The sequence below is a fragment of the Niveispirillum sp. KHB5.9 genome, from assembly GCF_048066115.1.
In the GTDB taxonomy this organism is placed as follows: domain Bacteria; phylum Pseudomonadota; class Alphaproteobacteria; order Azospirillales; family Azospirillaceae; genus Niveispirillum.
In genome coordinates, this window is the sequence record NZ_JBLTYX010000005.1 from 210,437 (window position 1) to 226,430 (window position 15,994).

15 protein-coding genes and 1 other RNA gene are annotated in these 15,994 nt (G+C 65.3%); 5 read left to right on the top strand and 11 right to left on the bottom strand.

What is annotated here, in order from left to right; genetic code table 11:
- Position 1: 1 nt before the first annotated feature.
- From mraY to ACM9HJ_RS11785, 10 genes are all read right to left on the bottom strand, one after another.
- Positions 2 to 1,087: a phospho-N-acetylmuramoyl-pentapeptide-transferase gene (gene mraY, locus ACM9HJ_RS11740; RefSeq protein ID WP_416571910.1), complete on the bottom strand. Its 1,086-nt coding sequence runs from the start codon at positions 1,085 to 1,087 to the stop codon at positions 2 to 4.
- Entirely contained in the window at positions 1,077 to 2,555 is a 1,479-nt protein-coding gene (locus ACM9HJ_RS11745) for a UDP-N-acetylmuramoylalanyl-D-glutamyl-2,6-diaminopimelate--D-alanyl-D-alanine ligase (RefSeq protein WP_416571911.1), read from the bottom strand. Before ACM9HJ_RS11745 ends, mraY begins: the two co-directional genes overlap by 11 nt.
- Positions 2,556 to 2,582: 27 nt before the next feature.
- The gene (locus ACM9HJ_RS11750; protein WP_416571912.1) at positions 2,583 to 4,052 is read right to left on the bottom strand and encodes a UDP-N-acetylmuramoyl-L-alanyl-D-glutamate--2,6-diaminopimelate ligase; all 1,470 of its coding nucleotides are present in this window, start codon (positions 4,050 to 4,052) and stop codon (positions 2,583 to 2,585) included.
- A complete protein-coding gene (locus ACM9HJ_RS11755) occupies positions 4,052 to 5,881 on the bottom strand; it encodes a peptidoglycan D,D-transpeptidase FtsI family protein (RefSeq protein WP_416571913.1) in 1,830 nt (609 codons plus the stop codon). Before ACM9HJ_RS11755 ends, ACM9HJ_RS11750 begins: the two co-directional genes overlap by 1 nt.
- Positions 5,878 to 6,321 carry a cell division protein FtsL gene (gene ftsL / locus ACM9HJ_RS11760; RefSeq protein ID WP_416571914.1) on the bottom strand — a complete coding sequence of 148 codons (444 nt, stop codon included), beginning with the start codon at positions 6,319 to 6,321 and terminating at the stop codon, positions 5,878 to 5,880. Before ftsL ends, ACM9HJ_RS11755 begins: the two co-directional genes overlap by 4 nt.
- Positions 6,318 to 7,283: a 16S rRNA (cytosine(1402)-N(4))-methyltransferase RsmH gene (gene rsmH / locus ACM9HJ_RS11765; RefSeq protein WP_416571915.1), complete on the bottom strand. Its 966-nt coding sequence runs from the start codon at positions 7,281 to 7,283 to the stop codon at positions 6,318 to 6,320. Before rsmH ends, ftsL begins: the two co-directional genes overlap by 4 nt.
- Positions 7,283 to 7,774 (bottom strand): division/cell wall cluster transcriptional repressor MraZ, encoded by a 492-nt coding sequence (locus ACM9HJ_RS11770; protein WP_416571916.1) that lies wholly within the window; start codon positions 7,772 to 7,774, stop codon positions 7,283 to 7,285. Before ACM9HJ_RS11770 ends, rsmH begins: the two co-directional genes overlap by 1 nt.
- A 639-nt stretch (positions 7,775 to 8,413) precedes the next feature.
- An RNA gene (gene rnpB, locus ACM9HJ_RS11775) (RNase P RNA component class A) lies at positions 8,414 to 8,842 on the bottom strand.
- Between the two features lie 44 nt (positions 8,843 to 8,886).
- Entirely contained in the window at positions 8,887 to 9,633 is a 747-nt protein-coding gene (locus ACM9HJ_RS11780) for an N-acetylmuramoyl-L-alanine amidase (RefSeq protein WP_416571917.1), read from the bottom strand.
- Between the two features lie 16 nt (positions 9,634 to 9,649).
- Positions 9,650 to 10,525 (bottom strand): DMT family transporter, encoded by an 876-nt coding sequence (locus ACM9HJ_RS11785; protein ID WP_416571918.1) that lies wholly within the window; start codon positions 10,523 to 10,525, stop codon positions 9,650 to 9,652.
- Between the two features lie 308 nt (positions 10,526 to 10,833).
- On the opposite strand from ACM9HJ_RS11785, the gene ACM9HJ_RS11790 reads away from it, so the two are divergent.
- The 5 genes from ACM9HJ_RS11790 to ACM9HJ_RS11810 all read left to right on the top strand — a co-directional run bounded on the left by ACM9HJ_RS11790 (position 10,834) and on the right by ACM9HJ_RS11810 (position 15,477).
- Positions 10,834 to 12,144 carry a CAP domain-containing protein gene (locus ACM9HJ_RS11790; RefSeq protein ID WP_416571919.1) on the top strand — a complete coding sequence of 437 codons (1,311 nt, stop codon included), beginning with the start codon at positions 10,834 to 10,836 and terminating at the stop codon, positions 12,142 to 12,144.
- A gap of 282 nt (positions 12,145 to 12,426) precedes the next feature.
- A complete protein-coding gene (gene guaB, locus ACM9HJ_RS11795) occupies positions 12,427 to 13,896 on the top strand; it encodes an IMP dehydrogenase (RefSeq protein ID WP_416571920.1) in 1,470 nt (489 codons plus the stop codon).
- A 208-nt stretch (positions 13,897 to 14,104) separates the two neighbouring features.
- Positions 14,105 to 14,854, top strand: coding sequence for a TrmH family RNA methyltransferase (locus tag ACM9HJ_RS11800; protein WP_416571921.1), 750 nt, complete (start codon positions 14,105 to 14,107; stop codon positions 14,852 to 14,854).
- Entirely contained in the window at positions 14,851 to 15,057 is a 207-nt protein-coding gene (locus ACM9HJ_RS11805) for a hypothetical protein (protein WP_416571922.1), read from the top strand. Before ACM9HJ_RS11800 ends, ACM9HJ_RS11805 begins: the two co-directional genes overlap by 4 nt.
- Positions 15,058 to 15,240: 183 nt before the next feature.
- A complete protein-coding gene (locus ACM9HJ_RS11810; protein ID WP_416571923.1) occupies positions 15,241 to 15,477 on the top strand; it encodes a hypothetical protein in 237 nt (78 codons plus the stop codon).
- Here the strand turns inward: ACM9HJ_RS11810 and ACM9HJ_RS11815 are convergent.
- Complete coding sequence (locus tag ACM9HJ_RS11815; RefSeq protein ID WP_416571924.1) at positions 15,459 to 15,902, bottom strand: acyl-CoA thioesterase; 444 nt, start codon at positions 15,900 to 15,902, stop codon at positions 15,459 to 15,461. The genes ACM9HJ_RS11810 and ACM9HJ_RS11815 overlap by 19 nt on opposite strands.
- Between the last annotated feature and the right edge of the window lie 92 nt (positions 15,903 to 15,994).

Genomic DNA, 15,994 nt, shown 5'->3' on the forward strand with positions numbered 1-15,994 from the left:
CTCACCGCAGCTTCAGTGTGGACAGGCCGATCAGGGCCAGGATGACGGCGATGATCCAGAACCGGATCACCACGGTCGGTTCCGACCAGCCTTTCTTTTCAAAGTGATGGTGGATCGGCGCCATGCGGAACACCCGCTTGCCGGTCAATTTGAACGATGCCACCTGGATCATCACCGACAGCGCCTCCAGCACGAACAGGCCGCCGACAATGGCCAGCACCAGTTCATGCTTGGTGATCACAGAGATCGCACCCAAGGCGCCGCCGACCGACAGCGATCCCGTATCGCCCATGAACACCATGGCCGGCGGGGCGTTGAACCACAGGAAACCCAGGCCGGCCCCGACCAGGGCACCGCAGAACACGGCCAGCTCACCGGTCCCCGGCACATGATGGATGCCCAGATAGTTGGAGAAGATGGCGTTACCCGACAGATACGCGATCAGGCCGAAACAGGCCGCTGCGATCATGATCGGCACGGTGGCCAGACCATCCAGCCCATCGGTCAGGTTGACGGCATGGGAGGAGCCGATGATGACGACGATGGCGAAGGGCACGTAGAACCAGCCCAGGTTCAGCAGCAAGTCCTTGAAGAAGGGCAGGGCCAGCCCGGTGCCCATCTCCCACGGCGTGACCATCAGGTACCAGCCGGTGGCGACCGCGGCGACCACCAGCGTGGCCACCAGCTTCACCTTGGACGACAGGCCCTTGGTGTTGCGCTTGGTCAGCTTCAGGTAATCGTCGCCGAACCCGACCAGGCCGAAGCCCACGGTGACCAACAGCACGATCCAGGTATAGGTGTTGGTCAGGTCGACCCAGAGCAGGGTGCTGACGATCACGGCGATCATGATCATCAGCCCGCCCATGGTGGGCGTGCCCTTCTTCTTCAGATGCGTTTCCGGCCCGTCGGTGCGGATGGGCTGGCCTTCGCCCTGCTTGGATTTCAGCCAGCGGATGACGCGCGGCCCGATGACGAAGCTGATGATCAGCGCCGTCATCACCGACCCGCCCGTCCGGAAGGTGATGTACCGGAACAGGTTGAAGATCTGGAACTCGTCCGCCAGGGGATAGAGCAGGTTATACAGCATCTTTGTCTCTCGGTTTCCCCGCCTTGTTTCCGGCGGTCTTCCCTTGCGGGTTATTGTCCTGATGCAAACGGTCCAGCGCCTTCAGCGCGTCCACCACGACCGCCATGCGGCTGCCGGCCGACCCCTTGACCATCACGGCGTCACCGGCCTTCACCGATGCCGTGACCAGGGGGGCCAGCGCCGCGCTGTCGCTGCTGTGGGCGCCGCGCTTGTCGTCCGGCAATGCGTCGAACAGATGGCGCATATTGGGACCGCAGCAGAAAACCAGATCGGTGCCGGCCGCCATGAAGGGCGCTGCCAGACCTGCATGCATCGCGGGCGCGTGATCGCCCAGCTCGCGCATGTCGCCCAGCACGGCGATGCGCCGGCCACCTTCACCCACATCCGCCTGGCCCAGCACGCCGGCGGCGGCGGCAACGGAAACGGGCGACGCGTTGTAGCTCTCATCGATCAGGGTGAAGGGACCGCCCTCCAGCTCCACCGCCTTGCGCTGCCCGCGCCCCTTGATGGGGGCCAGGCCGGCCAACGCCTCGGCAGCACTAGCGACATCGCCGCCCGCCGCCTTCACTGCCAGCAGCACGGCCAGGGAGTTGACGGCATGGTGACGGCCGGGCAGGGGGATGGTGTAGGTGACATCCACCCCGTCGATGCGGGCGGTGACCACGCCATGATCGGCATGCGGCTCATAATCCAGTAGGCGGCCATCGGCGCTGTCGTGGCTGCCGAAGGACTGGATATGGGTCAGCCCTTGCGTGCGGGCGGCGGCCAGCAGGCGGGCATATTGCGGGTTGTCGCGGGGCAGGATGGCGGTGCCGGACGGGTCCATGCCCTCGAAAATCTCGGCCTTGGCGTCGGCGATATGCTCGACGCTGGCGAAGAACTCGATATGCACCGCCTCGACCGTGGTGATGATCGCGATGTCGGGGCGCACCATGCGCGACAGGGGCCCGATCTCCCCGGCATGGTTCATGCCCAGCTCGAACACGCCGAACCGGCTGTCGGCGGGAAAGCGGGCCAGCGACAGGGGCACGCCCCAATGGTTGTTCAGGGAACCGACGGTGGCGAAGGTCTTGCCCTGGCTGTCGAGCGCCACCTTCAGCGCTTCCTTGGTGCCGGTCTTGCCGACCGACCCGGTGACGGCGATCACCTTGCCATGGGCACGGACCCGGCCCATGCGGCCCAGGTCCTGCAGCGCGATCATGGTGTCATCGACCTTGACCAGGCGGGCATCGCCCTCCAGCCCGGCCGGGATGTCGGCGACGACGGCGCCGGCCGCACCCTGGGAAAGCGCCTGGGCCACGAAGGCATGGCCGTCGAAATTCGGGCCCTTCAGGGGGATGAACAGGTCACCCTTGGCGATGGTGCGGCTGTCGATGGAGACACCCGTGACCGTCCAGGCGGCATCGCCCAGCGCCTTGCCATTGCAAGCCGCCGCCACCTCGTCGCCCGTCCACAGGATGTCTGACATCCGCTTCACTCCACCCCAAAAACAAACTCACAAACCCGCCACGACCTGCCGGGCCACTGTCGCATCGTCGAAGGGACGAACCTCCGTCCCCACGATCTGCCCCTGTTCATGCCCCTTGCCGGCGATGATCAGCACGTCGCCGGCCCCCAGATCGCCGATGGCCACGGCAATGGCCTTGGCGCGGTCATCGACTTCCAGGGCGCCGGGGCAGGCTTCCATGATCGCGGCACGGATCGTCGCCGGCACCTCGCTGCGCGGGTTGTCGTCGGTGACGATGCAGCGGTCGGCCAGCCTTGCCGCGATGGCGCCCATCATCGGGCGCTTGCCCTTGTCGCGGTCGCCGCCACAGCCGAAGACCACCGACAGTTTGCCGGTCGTATGGGGGCGCGCCGCGCGCAGCACCGTCTCAAGCCCGTCCGGCGTATGGGCGTAGTCCACATAGACCGCCGCGCCGTGTTTTAGGGTTGCAACCATCTCAAGCCGGCCGCGCACGCCCGTCAGGGATGAAAGCTGGTCGGCGGCCTTGCCGGCATCCTCACCCGTGCCGATGGCCAGCCCCAGGGCGCACAGCGCGTTCCACACCTGGAACCTTCCGACCAGCGGCAGTTCCACGGTGCGACGCTTGCCGAACAGCTCCAACTCCAGCCGCTGGCCATGGGGCAGGGGCGTCACCTCGATGACGCGCAATTCCTTGCCAGCCTCGCCGAAGCCGATGACATTCTGCTTGCGGGCATGGGCGGCCGCCGCGATCTGGTCGAATTCCGGGATGTCGGCATTGATGACGGCCGTCGCCCCCTTGGGCATGACGCGCTCGAACAGCGCCAGCTTGGCCTTCAGATAGGCCTCCATGGTGCCGTGATAATCCAGGTGGTCGCGCGTCAGGTTGGTGAAGCCGGCGGCCGACACCAGCACCCCGTCCAGGCGGAACTGATCCAAACCATGGCTGGAGGCCTCCAGCGCCAGATGGGTGACACCAGCCTTGGCCACATCGGCCAGGGTGGCGTGCAGGGCCACCGGGTCGGGCGTGGTCAGGCTGTCGCTGGCCGGAAAGCCCGGTGCGACCAGACCCAGCGTGCCCATGGCCCCGGCCTTGTGGCCCAGGCCGGCCCAGATCTGGCGGGTGAACTGCGCGGTGCTGGTCTTGCCGTTGGTGCCGGTGACGGCGGCGATCCTGGAAGGCTGCTCGCCGCTGAAGCTGGCGGCCAGCAGGGCCAGACGGCGGCGGGGATTGGCATCCTCGATCAGGGTGACATGGCCGGCGCCGTCGGGCAGGACCGTGCCCTTGGGCGCCAAGATGGCGACGGCACCGGACGCGATGGCCTGGGGAATGAAGTCACGCCCATCACGCAGCGTGCCCGGCAACGCTGCGAACAGCGTTCCGGGCACGACCTTGCGGCTATCCGCCGTCAGGTTGGTGATGGGTGGATCGCGTTCCAGCGCCAGCGCCGATACCGCCAATTCCGTCCGTGATGCCATGATCTCCGACAGCCTTTTCATCAATCGCGGTCTTCCCCGGTCTGGAGCGAGGCGGGGATGGCGGCGACCTGCGCGCCGTTATGGGTGGGGGCGACCGGCGGCATCGGGCGGACCGCCAGGGCCTGGATGATTTCCGGTGCGGTATTGTCCACCGGCTTCACACCCAGCAGCGGGCCGATCTGGGCCACGATGCTGCCGGCCAGCGGTGCCGCGACCCAGCCACCGGTGGCGAAGCCGAAGGTCTTCTTCGTGCCCTTGGGCTCGTCCACCATCACATAGATGGCATAGCGCGGGTCGTTGATGGGGAAGGCGCCGGCGAAGCTGGAGATACGGGCATTGCCGGCATAGGAACGGCCCTTCACCTTGTCGGCGGTGCCGGTCTTGCCCCCCACCAGATAACCGACGGCGTCGGCCTTGGTGGCCGTACCTTCCGTCACCACCAGCCGCATCAGCTTGCGCATCTGGTCGGAGGTCTTTTCCGAGATGATGCGGTTGCCCGGCACCTCGTTGGGGTTGTCGCGCTTCAGAAGGGTGGCCGGGTGCATGACGCCGCCATTCACCACGCCGCTGACGGCGGTGATCAGGTGGACGGGGCTGACCGACATGCCATGGCCGAAGCTGATGGTCATCATGTTCACTTCCCGCCACGGGTTCGGCACCATGGGCCAGCCGCGTTCCGGGATTTCCAGGCTGGCTTGGCGCAGCAGGCCCAGCTTGGTCATGAATTCCTTCTGGGCGGCCGGGCCGACCTCCATCGCCATCTTGACGGAGCCGATGTTGGACGAGTGCTTGAACACGTCGGCCACATCCATCCATTTGTTCTCCGGATGGAAGTCGCTGATCGTGAAACGGCCGATGCGGATGGGGCGGGTGGCGTCGAACATGTCATGCATGTGGACATGGCCGGATTCCAGCGCCATCGCCGTGTTGAAGATTTTGAACGTTGACCCCATCTCGTACACGCCCAGCGTGTTGCGGTTGAAACGGGGGTCGGTGTCCTGCTCGGCCTGCGGTGCCGGCGGGGCATGCGGGTCGAAGTCCGGGGCGCTGACCATGGCCAGGATCTCGCCGGTCTTCACATCCATGACCATGCCGGCGGCGCCGACGGCGCGGAACTCCTCCACCGTGGCGGCCAGTTCCTTGCGCAGCACATGCTGCAACCGGACATCGACCGACAGGCGCAGCGGCTCGTCGCTTTCCTTCAGGCGGGTGTCGAAGGACTGTTCGATGCCCATCAGGCCGTTATTGTCCACGCCGCTGAAGCCCACGACATGGGCGGCCAGATTGCCCTGCGGATAGACGCGGCGTTCCTCGCGCTGGAAATTCAGGCCGGGGATGCCCAGGCGGAAAATCTCCTGCTGCTGGCGGGGCGACAGGTTGCGCTTGATCCAGACGAAGCGCTTGTCCGACTTCAGGTCGGCCAGCAGCGTCTGCTGGTCCAGCTCCGGCAGGATGGTGACGATCTGCTGGGCGGCTTCGCGCGCGTCCAGGATCAGCTTGGGATCGGCGAACAGCGAGGCGGTGTGCAGCGAGGTGGCCAGCAGCACGCCGTTGCGGTCGACGATGTCGGCGCGGCTGTTCATCATGGTGCGGCTGGCGGCGCGCGCCGTCGTCGGCTCCTTCGCCCCGCCGAAGCTGACCGTGGCATCCACCAGCTTGGCGCCGACGGCGCCGAAGCCCATGGTGAAGGCCGACATCAGCACGACCAGCCGCGCCTTGCCCATGGCCAGCGCACCGGCGGCGCGGCCATTGACCCGCACGCGCGGCTCGGCGGCCCGTCCACCACCCTGGCCATAGCGGTCACCACCGGCCAGATCGAAACCCGTCAGGCTGTAATTGGCGTCGGTCATCGGGTGGCTCCGTATTTCGCCAGGATCACGCCTTCGGTCGGGCGGCGGGACGGGGCGGGGGGAACGGGGGTGACTTTCGGTGCCGGCGCGCGTTCGATCGCTTCCGGCTTGGCACTGCCGGGCTTGCGGCCGGGGATCGGGGTGTAGGGGGCCGTCTGGTTCGGGTCCTTGTTCGGCAGATCGTTCAGCGTGGCGATCTGCAGGGCCCCCGTCGGCTGAAGCAGCAGATGCTCGGCCGACAGCTTTTCCAACCGGTTCGGATCGTTCAGATAGGCCCATTCGGCCTTCAGCACCTGGATAGCTTCCTGTTCCGCGATGATGGCGCGGTTCAGGCGGCCCAGCTCGCGCTCCTGCTCCTGCGCCTTGTAGCTGGTCTGGTACAGGATGCCGCTGGCGGCGCAGGAAACACCGATCCAGACGATGGTGGACTTGCCAATCATGCGGCTTCTCCCTGGTCCCAGGCCGGTGCCTCGGTACGGATGGCGGTGCGCAGCCGGGCGGACCGGGCGCGGGAATTGCGGGCCTGCTCTTCCGCGCCCGGCCCCGTGCCGGATTTGGAGAACAGGCGGAAGGTGGGGGCGGGGCCGGTATCGGCCTTGCCCGGCATATGACGCGAGGGGCCGGGGACATTGCCCGACCGTTCCCGCATGAATTCCTTGACCAGCCGGTCTTCCAACGAATGGAAGGTGACGACGCACAGCCGTCCGCCCGGTGCCAGCAGCCGTTCGGCCGCATCCAGGGCGCGTTCCAGTTCACCCAGCTCGTCGTTCACATGGATGCGCAGGCCCTGGAAGCTGCGGGTGGCGGGGTCGATCCCGTCCTTGGATTTCGGCACGCAGGAGCGGATGACATCGGCCAGCTCGCTTGTACGTTCGAACTTCTTCTCCGCCCGGCGCAGGACGATGGCGCGGGCCACGCGGCGGGACAGCCGCTCTTCCCCATAGCGGTAGAGGATGTTGGCCAGGTCATCTTCCTCGGCATTGTTCACCACGTCGGCGGCGGTGGGGCCGGTGTCGCCCATGCGCATGTCCAACGGCCCGTCGAAGCGGAAGCTGAACCCGCGCTCCGGATTGTCGATCTGGGGCGAGGAGACGCCGATATCCAGGACGATGGCATCGACCTTGGCCACACCCTTGGCCGCCAGCAGCGCCTGCATGTCACCGAAGCAGCCCTCCAGCAGCGACAGGCGCGGGGCATAGGCGGCGATCAGCGGCTTGGCACGTTCGTGTGCAGCCGGATCGCGGTCGATGGCGTAGAGATGGATGGCGGCGCTGTCCAGCAGCGCGCGGCTGTAGCCGCCGGCGCCGAAGGTACCGTCCACCACCGTCTCGCCATCGCGCACGGCCATGTCACGCACCACTTCGGCCAGCAGGACGGGGATATGGACGGGCTGGCTTGTCATCACGCCCCCTTCGCCAGACTGGTGGCGCGGGCCAGGATGGTGGAGAGCGAGATGTTGTTGCTGCGGGCCTGCTCGCGCACCACCTGCTCATGCGCGGCGAAGGCAGTGGGGTCCCACAGCTGGAACGTGTTGCGGCGGCCGATGAAGGTCACCGTCTCCGTGATGCCGGCGAAGGCCATCAGGTGGTCGGGCAGGATCACGCGGCCTTCGGGATCGAGGGTCAGCTGCACCGACTGGCCGAACACGGCGGTTTCGATCAGTTCGCGATCGTCGTCGGGCATGTTGGGATTGTCGAGCGCTTCCGACAGCTTCTCCAGGTGGGAGAGCGTGCAGGCGTCCAGCGCCTGGGCCTTGAGAGAGGGGAAGATCACCATTTCGGTCGCGGTGCCCGCCGCCTGCCCAGCCGACAAGGTCGAGCGGAAGGAGGCGGGGATCGATACCCGGCCCTTCTTATCAACCTTGTTGACCCATGTGGACAGGAACAAACCCATCACGCCCCACCCTGAATGGTGCCACCCCGGCACCGGAAACCCGCCGACCCCTCCATTGCCATTCAATCGCCCCTTCCGATGCAGGCCCGGAGGCGGCATCATTGAGGCGGTATCAGGCTGATGGTCCCTGTCTTTGGGTTTTTATGGGATATCATGGGCGAAGCTGGGTGGAAAGGGGGGATAATAATGTTTCCGCCCAATTCAGCATTTTTCCACAGCGTGCGACTCGATCTGTGGATAAAATAGGACTCAAGAACATAAACAAGTCAAACTACCAAGATACGCTCGGTTTTTCTTGTTCGGATTTGATTCGCAGGGGCCATCGCATTGGATGTCATAGGCCGAAAAGTGAGATTTTTACTTTGATATATCCAAAAGATAGAGGGTGTTTTTCTTATATTTCGAATTTTGAAGTATCGCCGATTTCCGGTTGGATGCTTTGAAAATCGAGATATTTAAATTTCAAACCGCTGCGATCTACCCAGATATTGTGCTGGAACAATCAAAATGAGCGCTAAATATGGGTAGCTGAAGGTGCTTGCGGGGTACCCTGCGACTAGCCATTGGATGGTTGCACCTGTGATGATTGTCACAGCTGTAAACCAACCGTAAATAGATTCATGTGGCAGTGCAAGATGAAGGGCCAGACGGTCTGTAAGCCGGGTTCTGTCCGCCGGACCATATCCCACTGGTGGATGGTATCCGGGGGATGGTCATTCCTCTGGGACGCCCATTGCTGGACGCCTCGCGCAACCCACCCGGACGACAGCGCGGAAGTGCGCCCGGGCGTTGCCGCCCATGCCGTCCCTATTCGGTTTTGCTCCCGGTGGGGTTTACCATGCCGCCCCTGTCGCCAGGCGCGCGGTGTGCTCTTACCACACCCTTTCACCCTTACCGGAACCCAGCAATCCCAAGGGATTACGGGGCGTCGGCGGTCTGCTCTCTGTGGCACTTTCCCTGGGGTCGCCCCCGCCGGGCGTTACCCGGCACCGTACTTCCGTGGAGCCCGGACTTTCCTCCCCCATGCGAGTTTCCCCGTTGCATGGGAGCGACCATCCGACCGTCTGGCCCGCGGGGTTGTAGGCGCTTGGGATGCGGAAAGCAACCGGCTTTCAGCCCGAGTCTCTGACCAGCGCGCGCAGGGCCGCCACGCTGTCGCGATCGATGCCCTTGCCCAGGCTGGCCGGCACCCAGTGCCTTTGGAAGGCGCGGAGCGCCGCTTCGGCACTTTCGTCCCATGATTTCCCATGGGCGTGATGCTCGGCCCATGAAATCCCATCCGCGGCCAGCGGATAACCGAATTTCTGCAAAAGCAGGGCGATTTCACCCTTTTCCCACGCCATCCCATCGGCGGGACGCGGGTCCGGCCACAGCCCGATACCGGCCATGGCCAGGCCCAGCCAGTCGAACAGCTCCCCCGGGTCCTGCTTGCGCGACGGGGCGATGTCGGAATGGCCCAGCACATGGTGGGCCGGGATGGGATAAAGCGTCAGAAGATGGCTGCACAGCCCGGCCAGGGCCCGCATCTGGGCCTCCGGGAAGGGGCGGTATCCCCATTCATGGCCGGGATTGACCAGCTCGATGCCGATGGACCGGCTGTTGATATCCGTCTCGCCCGCCCAGAAGGAGGCGCCGGCATGCCAGGCACGGCGGTCGTCGGCCACCAGCTGGAAGACGCGCCCATCCTCCTCCACCATGTAATGCGCACTGACTTGGCTCTCCGGGTCGCACATGCGGGCGAGCGCGGAGGCGCCATCGCGCATGCCGGTATAATGCAGGATCAGCATATCCGGCGGCCCGTCGATCCGGCGGGGGCCGTGGTTGGGGCTGGGATGGGGGATGATGGGGGGCATCGACATATGCCTACCCTACGGCTCACACCGTATTGCGCGCCACCACGATCTTGGGCCGGCGGATCAGGATGATGCCGACACCGCCCACGACCAGCGCGCCGCCGACGATCAGCGCCCAGCTCATCGCCTCGCCCAGCCACAGCACGCCCGACGCTACACCGAACACCGGCACCAGCATCAGGAAGGGCACGGTCTGGTTCACATCATATTGCCGGATCATCGGCTGCCAGATGGCGTAGGCGATGATGGTCGATGCGATCACCATATAGGCGATGCCGGCCCACGCGCCCCAGCTGGCATGCAGCACCTGCTCAATTTGCCCATGTTCCAGGAACAGCGAATAGATCAGCAGCTGCGGTACGGTGAACAGCGCCATATAGGCGTTCAGCTGATAGGGATCGACGCTGCCCATCCATTTGACCTGGATGTTGGAGAAGCTGAACGCCGCTGCGGCCAGCACGATCAGCAGCAGATGGAACGGGTCGCTCTCCCCACCGCCGCCCCGCAACGCGATTATGGCCACGCCGACAAAGGCGATGCCCATGCCGATGGCCCGCTTCCAGCCCAGCTTGTCCTTGAAGAAATACGCCGCCAGCAGGCTGGCGAACGGCACCTGCAGCTGGATGACGATGCTGGCCGTCGATGCCTCCGCCCCCAGCATGCCATGCAGCATCAGCGGGAAATGCACCCCGCCCAGCACCAGGGAATAGAGGAAGATCTGCCGCACCTGTCCGCGCGGGAACTTCACGAAGGGCAGCAGCACCAGGGCCACCAGCCCGAAGCGCACCGCCATCATGATCATGGGCGAAAACTCGCGCAGCGCGTAGCGCGACACGGCGAAGTTCGTCCCCCACAGGGCCATGACGAGCAACGCCCCCATGATGTGAACCGGCTTCATGGCACCCCATTCCCGACAGATTGGCGACAAAAACTACCGTCATCATCAAGGGTGTAGCGAGCGCGCAGCCTGCCACCCTGCAATGCGTTGAAGGGACGGGAATAATCACCGGTTTGTCACAGGACCGCAGGCCCGTGCCGTGCGTTGATGGATATGGGCGGGCGATCCATCTTCAGTAAAGCAGCTTCCGGCTGACCGGAAGCTGCTTCGGCGGCGACTGCCGCCGCGCCGCACGTGCGGCGTGAAGCCAAGCCGCGGATGCGGCGCCGGCGACTGAGGACCACGAAAAGCTGAGTGGGAGGAAAGCCATGGCCGAATTCGACGCCTACGAGCTTTACATGCTGACCCTGGTCAACCGCGCGCGGGTCGATCCCGCCGCTGCGGCCGCCGCTTTCGGCATCGACCTGAACCAGGGCCTGAACCCCGGCACCATCTCCGCCACGCCCAAGCAGCCGCTGGCCCCCAACGACATATTGGCCGCGGCGGCGGAGGGGCACAGCAACTGGATGCTGGCCACCGACACCTTCTCCCATACCGGCAATGGCGGGTCCGATCCGGGTCAGCGCATGGATGCCGCCGGCTATGATTTCATCCGCCCCTATACCTGGGGGGAGAATATCGCCTGGAGCGGCACGACCGGCACCATCCGCACCTCGCAACTGGCCGGCTATATCGAACAGCAGCATCGCGGCCTGTTCCTCAGCCCCGGCCACCGGGTCAACATCCTGGGCGACAGCTATCGCGAGATCGGCATCAGCCAGCAGATCGGGGAATTCAGCGGCTACAACGCCTCCATGATCACCCAGAATTTCGCCGCCACCGGCCAGGCGCGCTTTGCCACCGGTGTGGTGTTCAACGATCTGAATGGCGATGGCTTCTATAATCCCGGCGAGGGCGTGGGCGGGGTATCCATCACCGTCAACGGCAATGCCGCCGGGCAGACCACGGCCGCCGGTGGCTATGCCATCCCCATGACCAACGGCACCTGGACCATGGGGTTCAGCGGTGCCGGCCTGAACGGCGCCTATTACCAGACCGTCACCATGAGCGGTTTGAATGTCGGGCTGGATGCCAGATCGGCACAGTTCGCGCCCGTCGCCTTCCAGGCCTGGAACGCCGCCAAGAATGCCTTCGTGCCGGTGACGCCCGAGGCCTATAGCGGCCCGGTCAGCCATCTGGACTGGCAGCTGTTCGGGACCGAGGGTGCCGACAACATGGCCGGCAGCGCCCAGGATGATTTCATCAACCTGATGGGCGGCAATGACGCCGCCAATGGCGGGGCCGGCAATGACGTTTTGGATGGTGGGACGGGTTCCAATTTCCTGATCGGTGGGGAGGGGCAGGACATCTTCTTCGCCGATGGGCGCGGCGGTCAGGTGGCTTGGACCACCCTGGTCGATTATGTGAAGGGCGAACAGCTCAGCATCTGGGGCTGGCAGCCGGGTACCAGCCGGATGACCTGGACGGCGATGGATGGCACTGCCGGCTATCGCGGTGCCACCCTGCATGCCGACATGAACGGTGACGGCCGCATCGACATTTCCGTCACCTTCGCCGGTCATACGATGGAGACGCTGGGTGTGCCGGAGGAGCGGGATGGGCTGTTGCTGCTGATTTGAGGCTAATGCCCTGGCATTGGCACGGCGGCGACTGCCGCCGCGCGCCACGTGGTGCCGTGAGCCAAGCCGCCGGATGGCGGCGCCCGGCGCCTGAGGGAACACGAAAAGGCAACCCAGGTCCCCCATCCCTGGTAGCTTCCCAATCACCTTCGCATGTGTATAGTGCGGCGAACCTTTTGATCTGGGACACGGAACCGGCTGGTGCCATCGGGTGCGGGCGGGGTCGGTGTCCCATAACCCGTATCTCGCGGCCCGCGGGCCTGCGCAGGGGAGCCCAGGTTCATGTCCAGCACTGATCGTTTCCGCGAAGCCCTGACCTTTGACGATGTTCTGCTGGTTCCGGCGGCATCAGAGGTCATGCCGGCCGAGGTCGACACCAAGACCTGGCTGACCAAGTCGATCCAGCTGGGCATTCCGCTGCTGTCGGCCGCCATGGACACGGTGACGGAATCGGCGCTGGCCATCGCCATGGCCCAGTCGGGCGGCATCGGCGTCATCCATCGCAACATGGATATCAGCCGTCAGGCGGATGAGGTGCGGGCCGTCAAGCGCTTCGAATCGGGCATGGTGGTCAATCCCTACACGCTGCGCCCCGACAACACCCTGGCCGATGCGCAGGAATTGCAGCGCCGCCACCGTTTCTCCGGCTTTCCGGTGGTGGATGAGAACAGCATGCTGGTCGGTATCCTGACCCACCGCGACGTGCGCTTCGCCAGCAACCCGAACCAGCCGGTCAGCGAACTGATGACCAAGGAAGGTCTGGTCACGGTCAAGCCCGGCGTGTCCAAGGAAGAGGCCAAGCGCCTTCTGCACCAGAACCGCATCGAAAAGCTGCTGGTCGTCGATGATGCCTATCGCTGCATCGGCATGATCACGGTCAAGGATATCGAAAAGGCCCAGAACCACCCGCACGCCGCCAAGGATGGGGCCGGCCGCCTGCGCGCCGCCGCCGCCACGGGCACGGGCCCGGACGGGCTGGACCGGGCCGCCGCCCTGTTCGATGCGGGCGTCGACGTGCTGGTCATCGATACCGCCCACGGCCATTCCAGGAAGGTCGCCGATCAGGTCCGCGCCGCCCGCGACCTGAAGAACTATACCCAGATCATCGCCGGTAACGTCGCCACGGCCGACGCGGCGCTCGCCCTGATCGATGCCGGTGCGGACGCCATCAAGGTCGGTATCGGCCCCGGCTCCATCTGCACCACCCGCATCGTGGCCGGCGTGGGCGTGCCGCAGCTGACCGCCGTGCTGGACGTGGTGGAGGCGTGTGCCAAGCAGGGCATCCCCGTCATCGCCGATGGCGGCATCAAATATTCCGGCGACCTGGCCAAGGCCATCGCCGCCGGTGCGTCCTGCGCCATGATGGGCGGCCTGTTCGCCGGTACCGATGAAAGCCCGGGCGAGGTCATCCTGTACCAGGGCCGTTCCTACAAGGCCTATCGCGGCATGGGCTCCGTCGGCGCCATGGCGCGGGGTTCCGCCGACCGCTATTTCCAGGCGGAAGTGTCCAACACGTTGAAGCTGGTGCCGGAGGGCGTGGAAGGCCGCGTCCCTTACAAGGGCTCGCTGGGTGCCGTGGTCCATCAGCTGATCGGCGGCCTGCGCGCCTCCATGGGCTATACGGGCTGCGCGACGATCGAAGAGATGCGCACCAAGCCGCAATTCGTGCGCATCACCAATGCGGGCCTGCGCGAAAGCCACGTCCACGACATCACCATCACCAACGAGGCACCGAACTATCGGCAGGGGTGAGCAGGCGTATTCGCCCACGTCGCTTCTTCCCGTCATCCCGGTGACAAGCCGGGACCCAGGGGCCAAGCGCACCACCTCGCAGCAGCGTTGATTGACGCAGCCTACAGGTTTGATCCCGTGGCCCCTGGGTCCCGGCTTTCGCCGGGATGACGACAGGTGGGCGCGCAGGTAATGTCCGTGGTGGTCCGCGGAACAGGATGTCCCACGCATGCACCAGATCGACAGCCCCCAGAACCCGCAATTCAAGACCTGGTCCGGGCTGCTGGAAAGCCGCGGCATCCGCAAGGCGGAGCAGTTCCTGCTGGCCGGCCTGAAGACCGTGCCGGAGGCGCTGACCCGCTGGCCGCTTCATTTCACCCGCATCCTGATCCGCCATCCCGAATGGATCGCCGACTGGCCGCTACCCGACCATATCCAGCCCGTGGTGCTGGCGGGACCGCTGTTCCGCGAGTTGGACGTGTCGGGCACGGACTATCCGATCCTGGTCGGCAACCTACCAACCATCGGGCAGGCCAATCTGTCGGCCCCGCCGCAGGGGCTGGAACTGGTCTGCGCCCTAGGCGATCCGGCCAATCTGGGCGCGCTGCTGCGCAGCGCCGCTGCCTTCGGGGTGTCGAAGGTCATCCTGCTGGAGGAATCGGCCCACCCGTTCCACCCCAAATGCCTGCGCGCGGCCAGCAATGCCGTCTTCAGCCTGGACATCGTGCGCGGCGGGCGCTGGGCGGGGCTGGATCAGGCCACGGGACCGCTGCTGGCCCTGGATGCCGGGGGCGAGGATCTGGCCACCTTCGCCTGGCCGGAGGATGCGCGCCTGATCCTGGGTGAGGAGGGGCAGGGCGTGCCGCAGAATCTGCCGGCCAGGCGCCTGACGATCGGCAATACCGGCGCGGTGGAAAGCCTGAACGCCACTGTGGCGGCGTCGATCGCCCTGTTCACCTATCACGCGGGCGGGCAATGAGCAGCGATCCGCAGAACCCACCCGATCTGGCCGCCATCGCCGCCGACCTGTCGGAAAGTGTCGCCGCCCTGTCCACGGCCAGCGCCCTGGGCCTGCCCGACCTGCTGGCCCGCATCGATGCGCTGAAGGCGCGGATCGACAATCTGGAGGCGAAGGTGCGGTCGGAGATCACGGCAGATTCTGCCGCCGATTCCCACGGCTGAGTTAACCCGTCCGGTATAAGGCGTTGAGCGTGCATACCTCCCCTGTGTCCGAACGGGGCGGTTCAGGGGCCAAATCATGCCGACCTTAATGCAGTCTTCACGAATTCGCGGCAACCTTGCATAGTTAAGGCGTCACGGAGCGCCTTCATATGCCATGATGGTCGGGAAGGCGGGATTGCAGTTATGGGTGTCATGATGACGATCCAGGATCTGAATGACCTTCGCCGCGACATCCTGGTGAAGGCCGACGAGATGCAGGCCGAGGCCGGGCGTCTGGAGGCCACGAAGCCGGAAGAGGCGGCCAATCTGCGCCGCATCGCCGACCGTCTGGCCGTCTATATGCGCGACTATCTGGACGTCTCCAACGTCGAATGGCTGCCGCCGGCCTCGCGCCGCACCAATCACGTCGAACCGGCGTGATCCACCAGCCGGCCGGGCACCCCGGCCGATAGCAGCTCCGCCAGATCGGCGGGGATCACCCGCTTCTCCGCCGCCCCGAACGAAGTCATCACATAGACGGTTTCCGCCGTCATCACGGGCGTGCCGTCCGGGTGCAGGGTGAAATCCGTCAGGATGGTGAAGGATGTGGTGCCCACCCGCCCCGTGCGGATGGACTGTTCCAGCACATCATCGAACCGGGCCGGCGCCTTCCATTCCTTGGTCTGCTTGACCACCATCATGTCCAGCCCGCGCGCGTTCAGCCCCTGGGTTCCGCCCACCAGCAGGCGCAGATATTCGGTGATGCCGATATCGATGAAATCGCCATAGCGGGCATTGAACACCACCTGCTGCGGGTCGCACTCGCCATAGCGCACACGGTGGCGGAAACGGAAATCGGCGGTCATCAATCCTCCGGGCGCTGATACCAATCCGTAATGAGTATAGAACGCGATGCGGCTTGGTATAGAACGCAGCTTTCGGTTACCAATCAACGGTA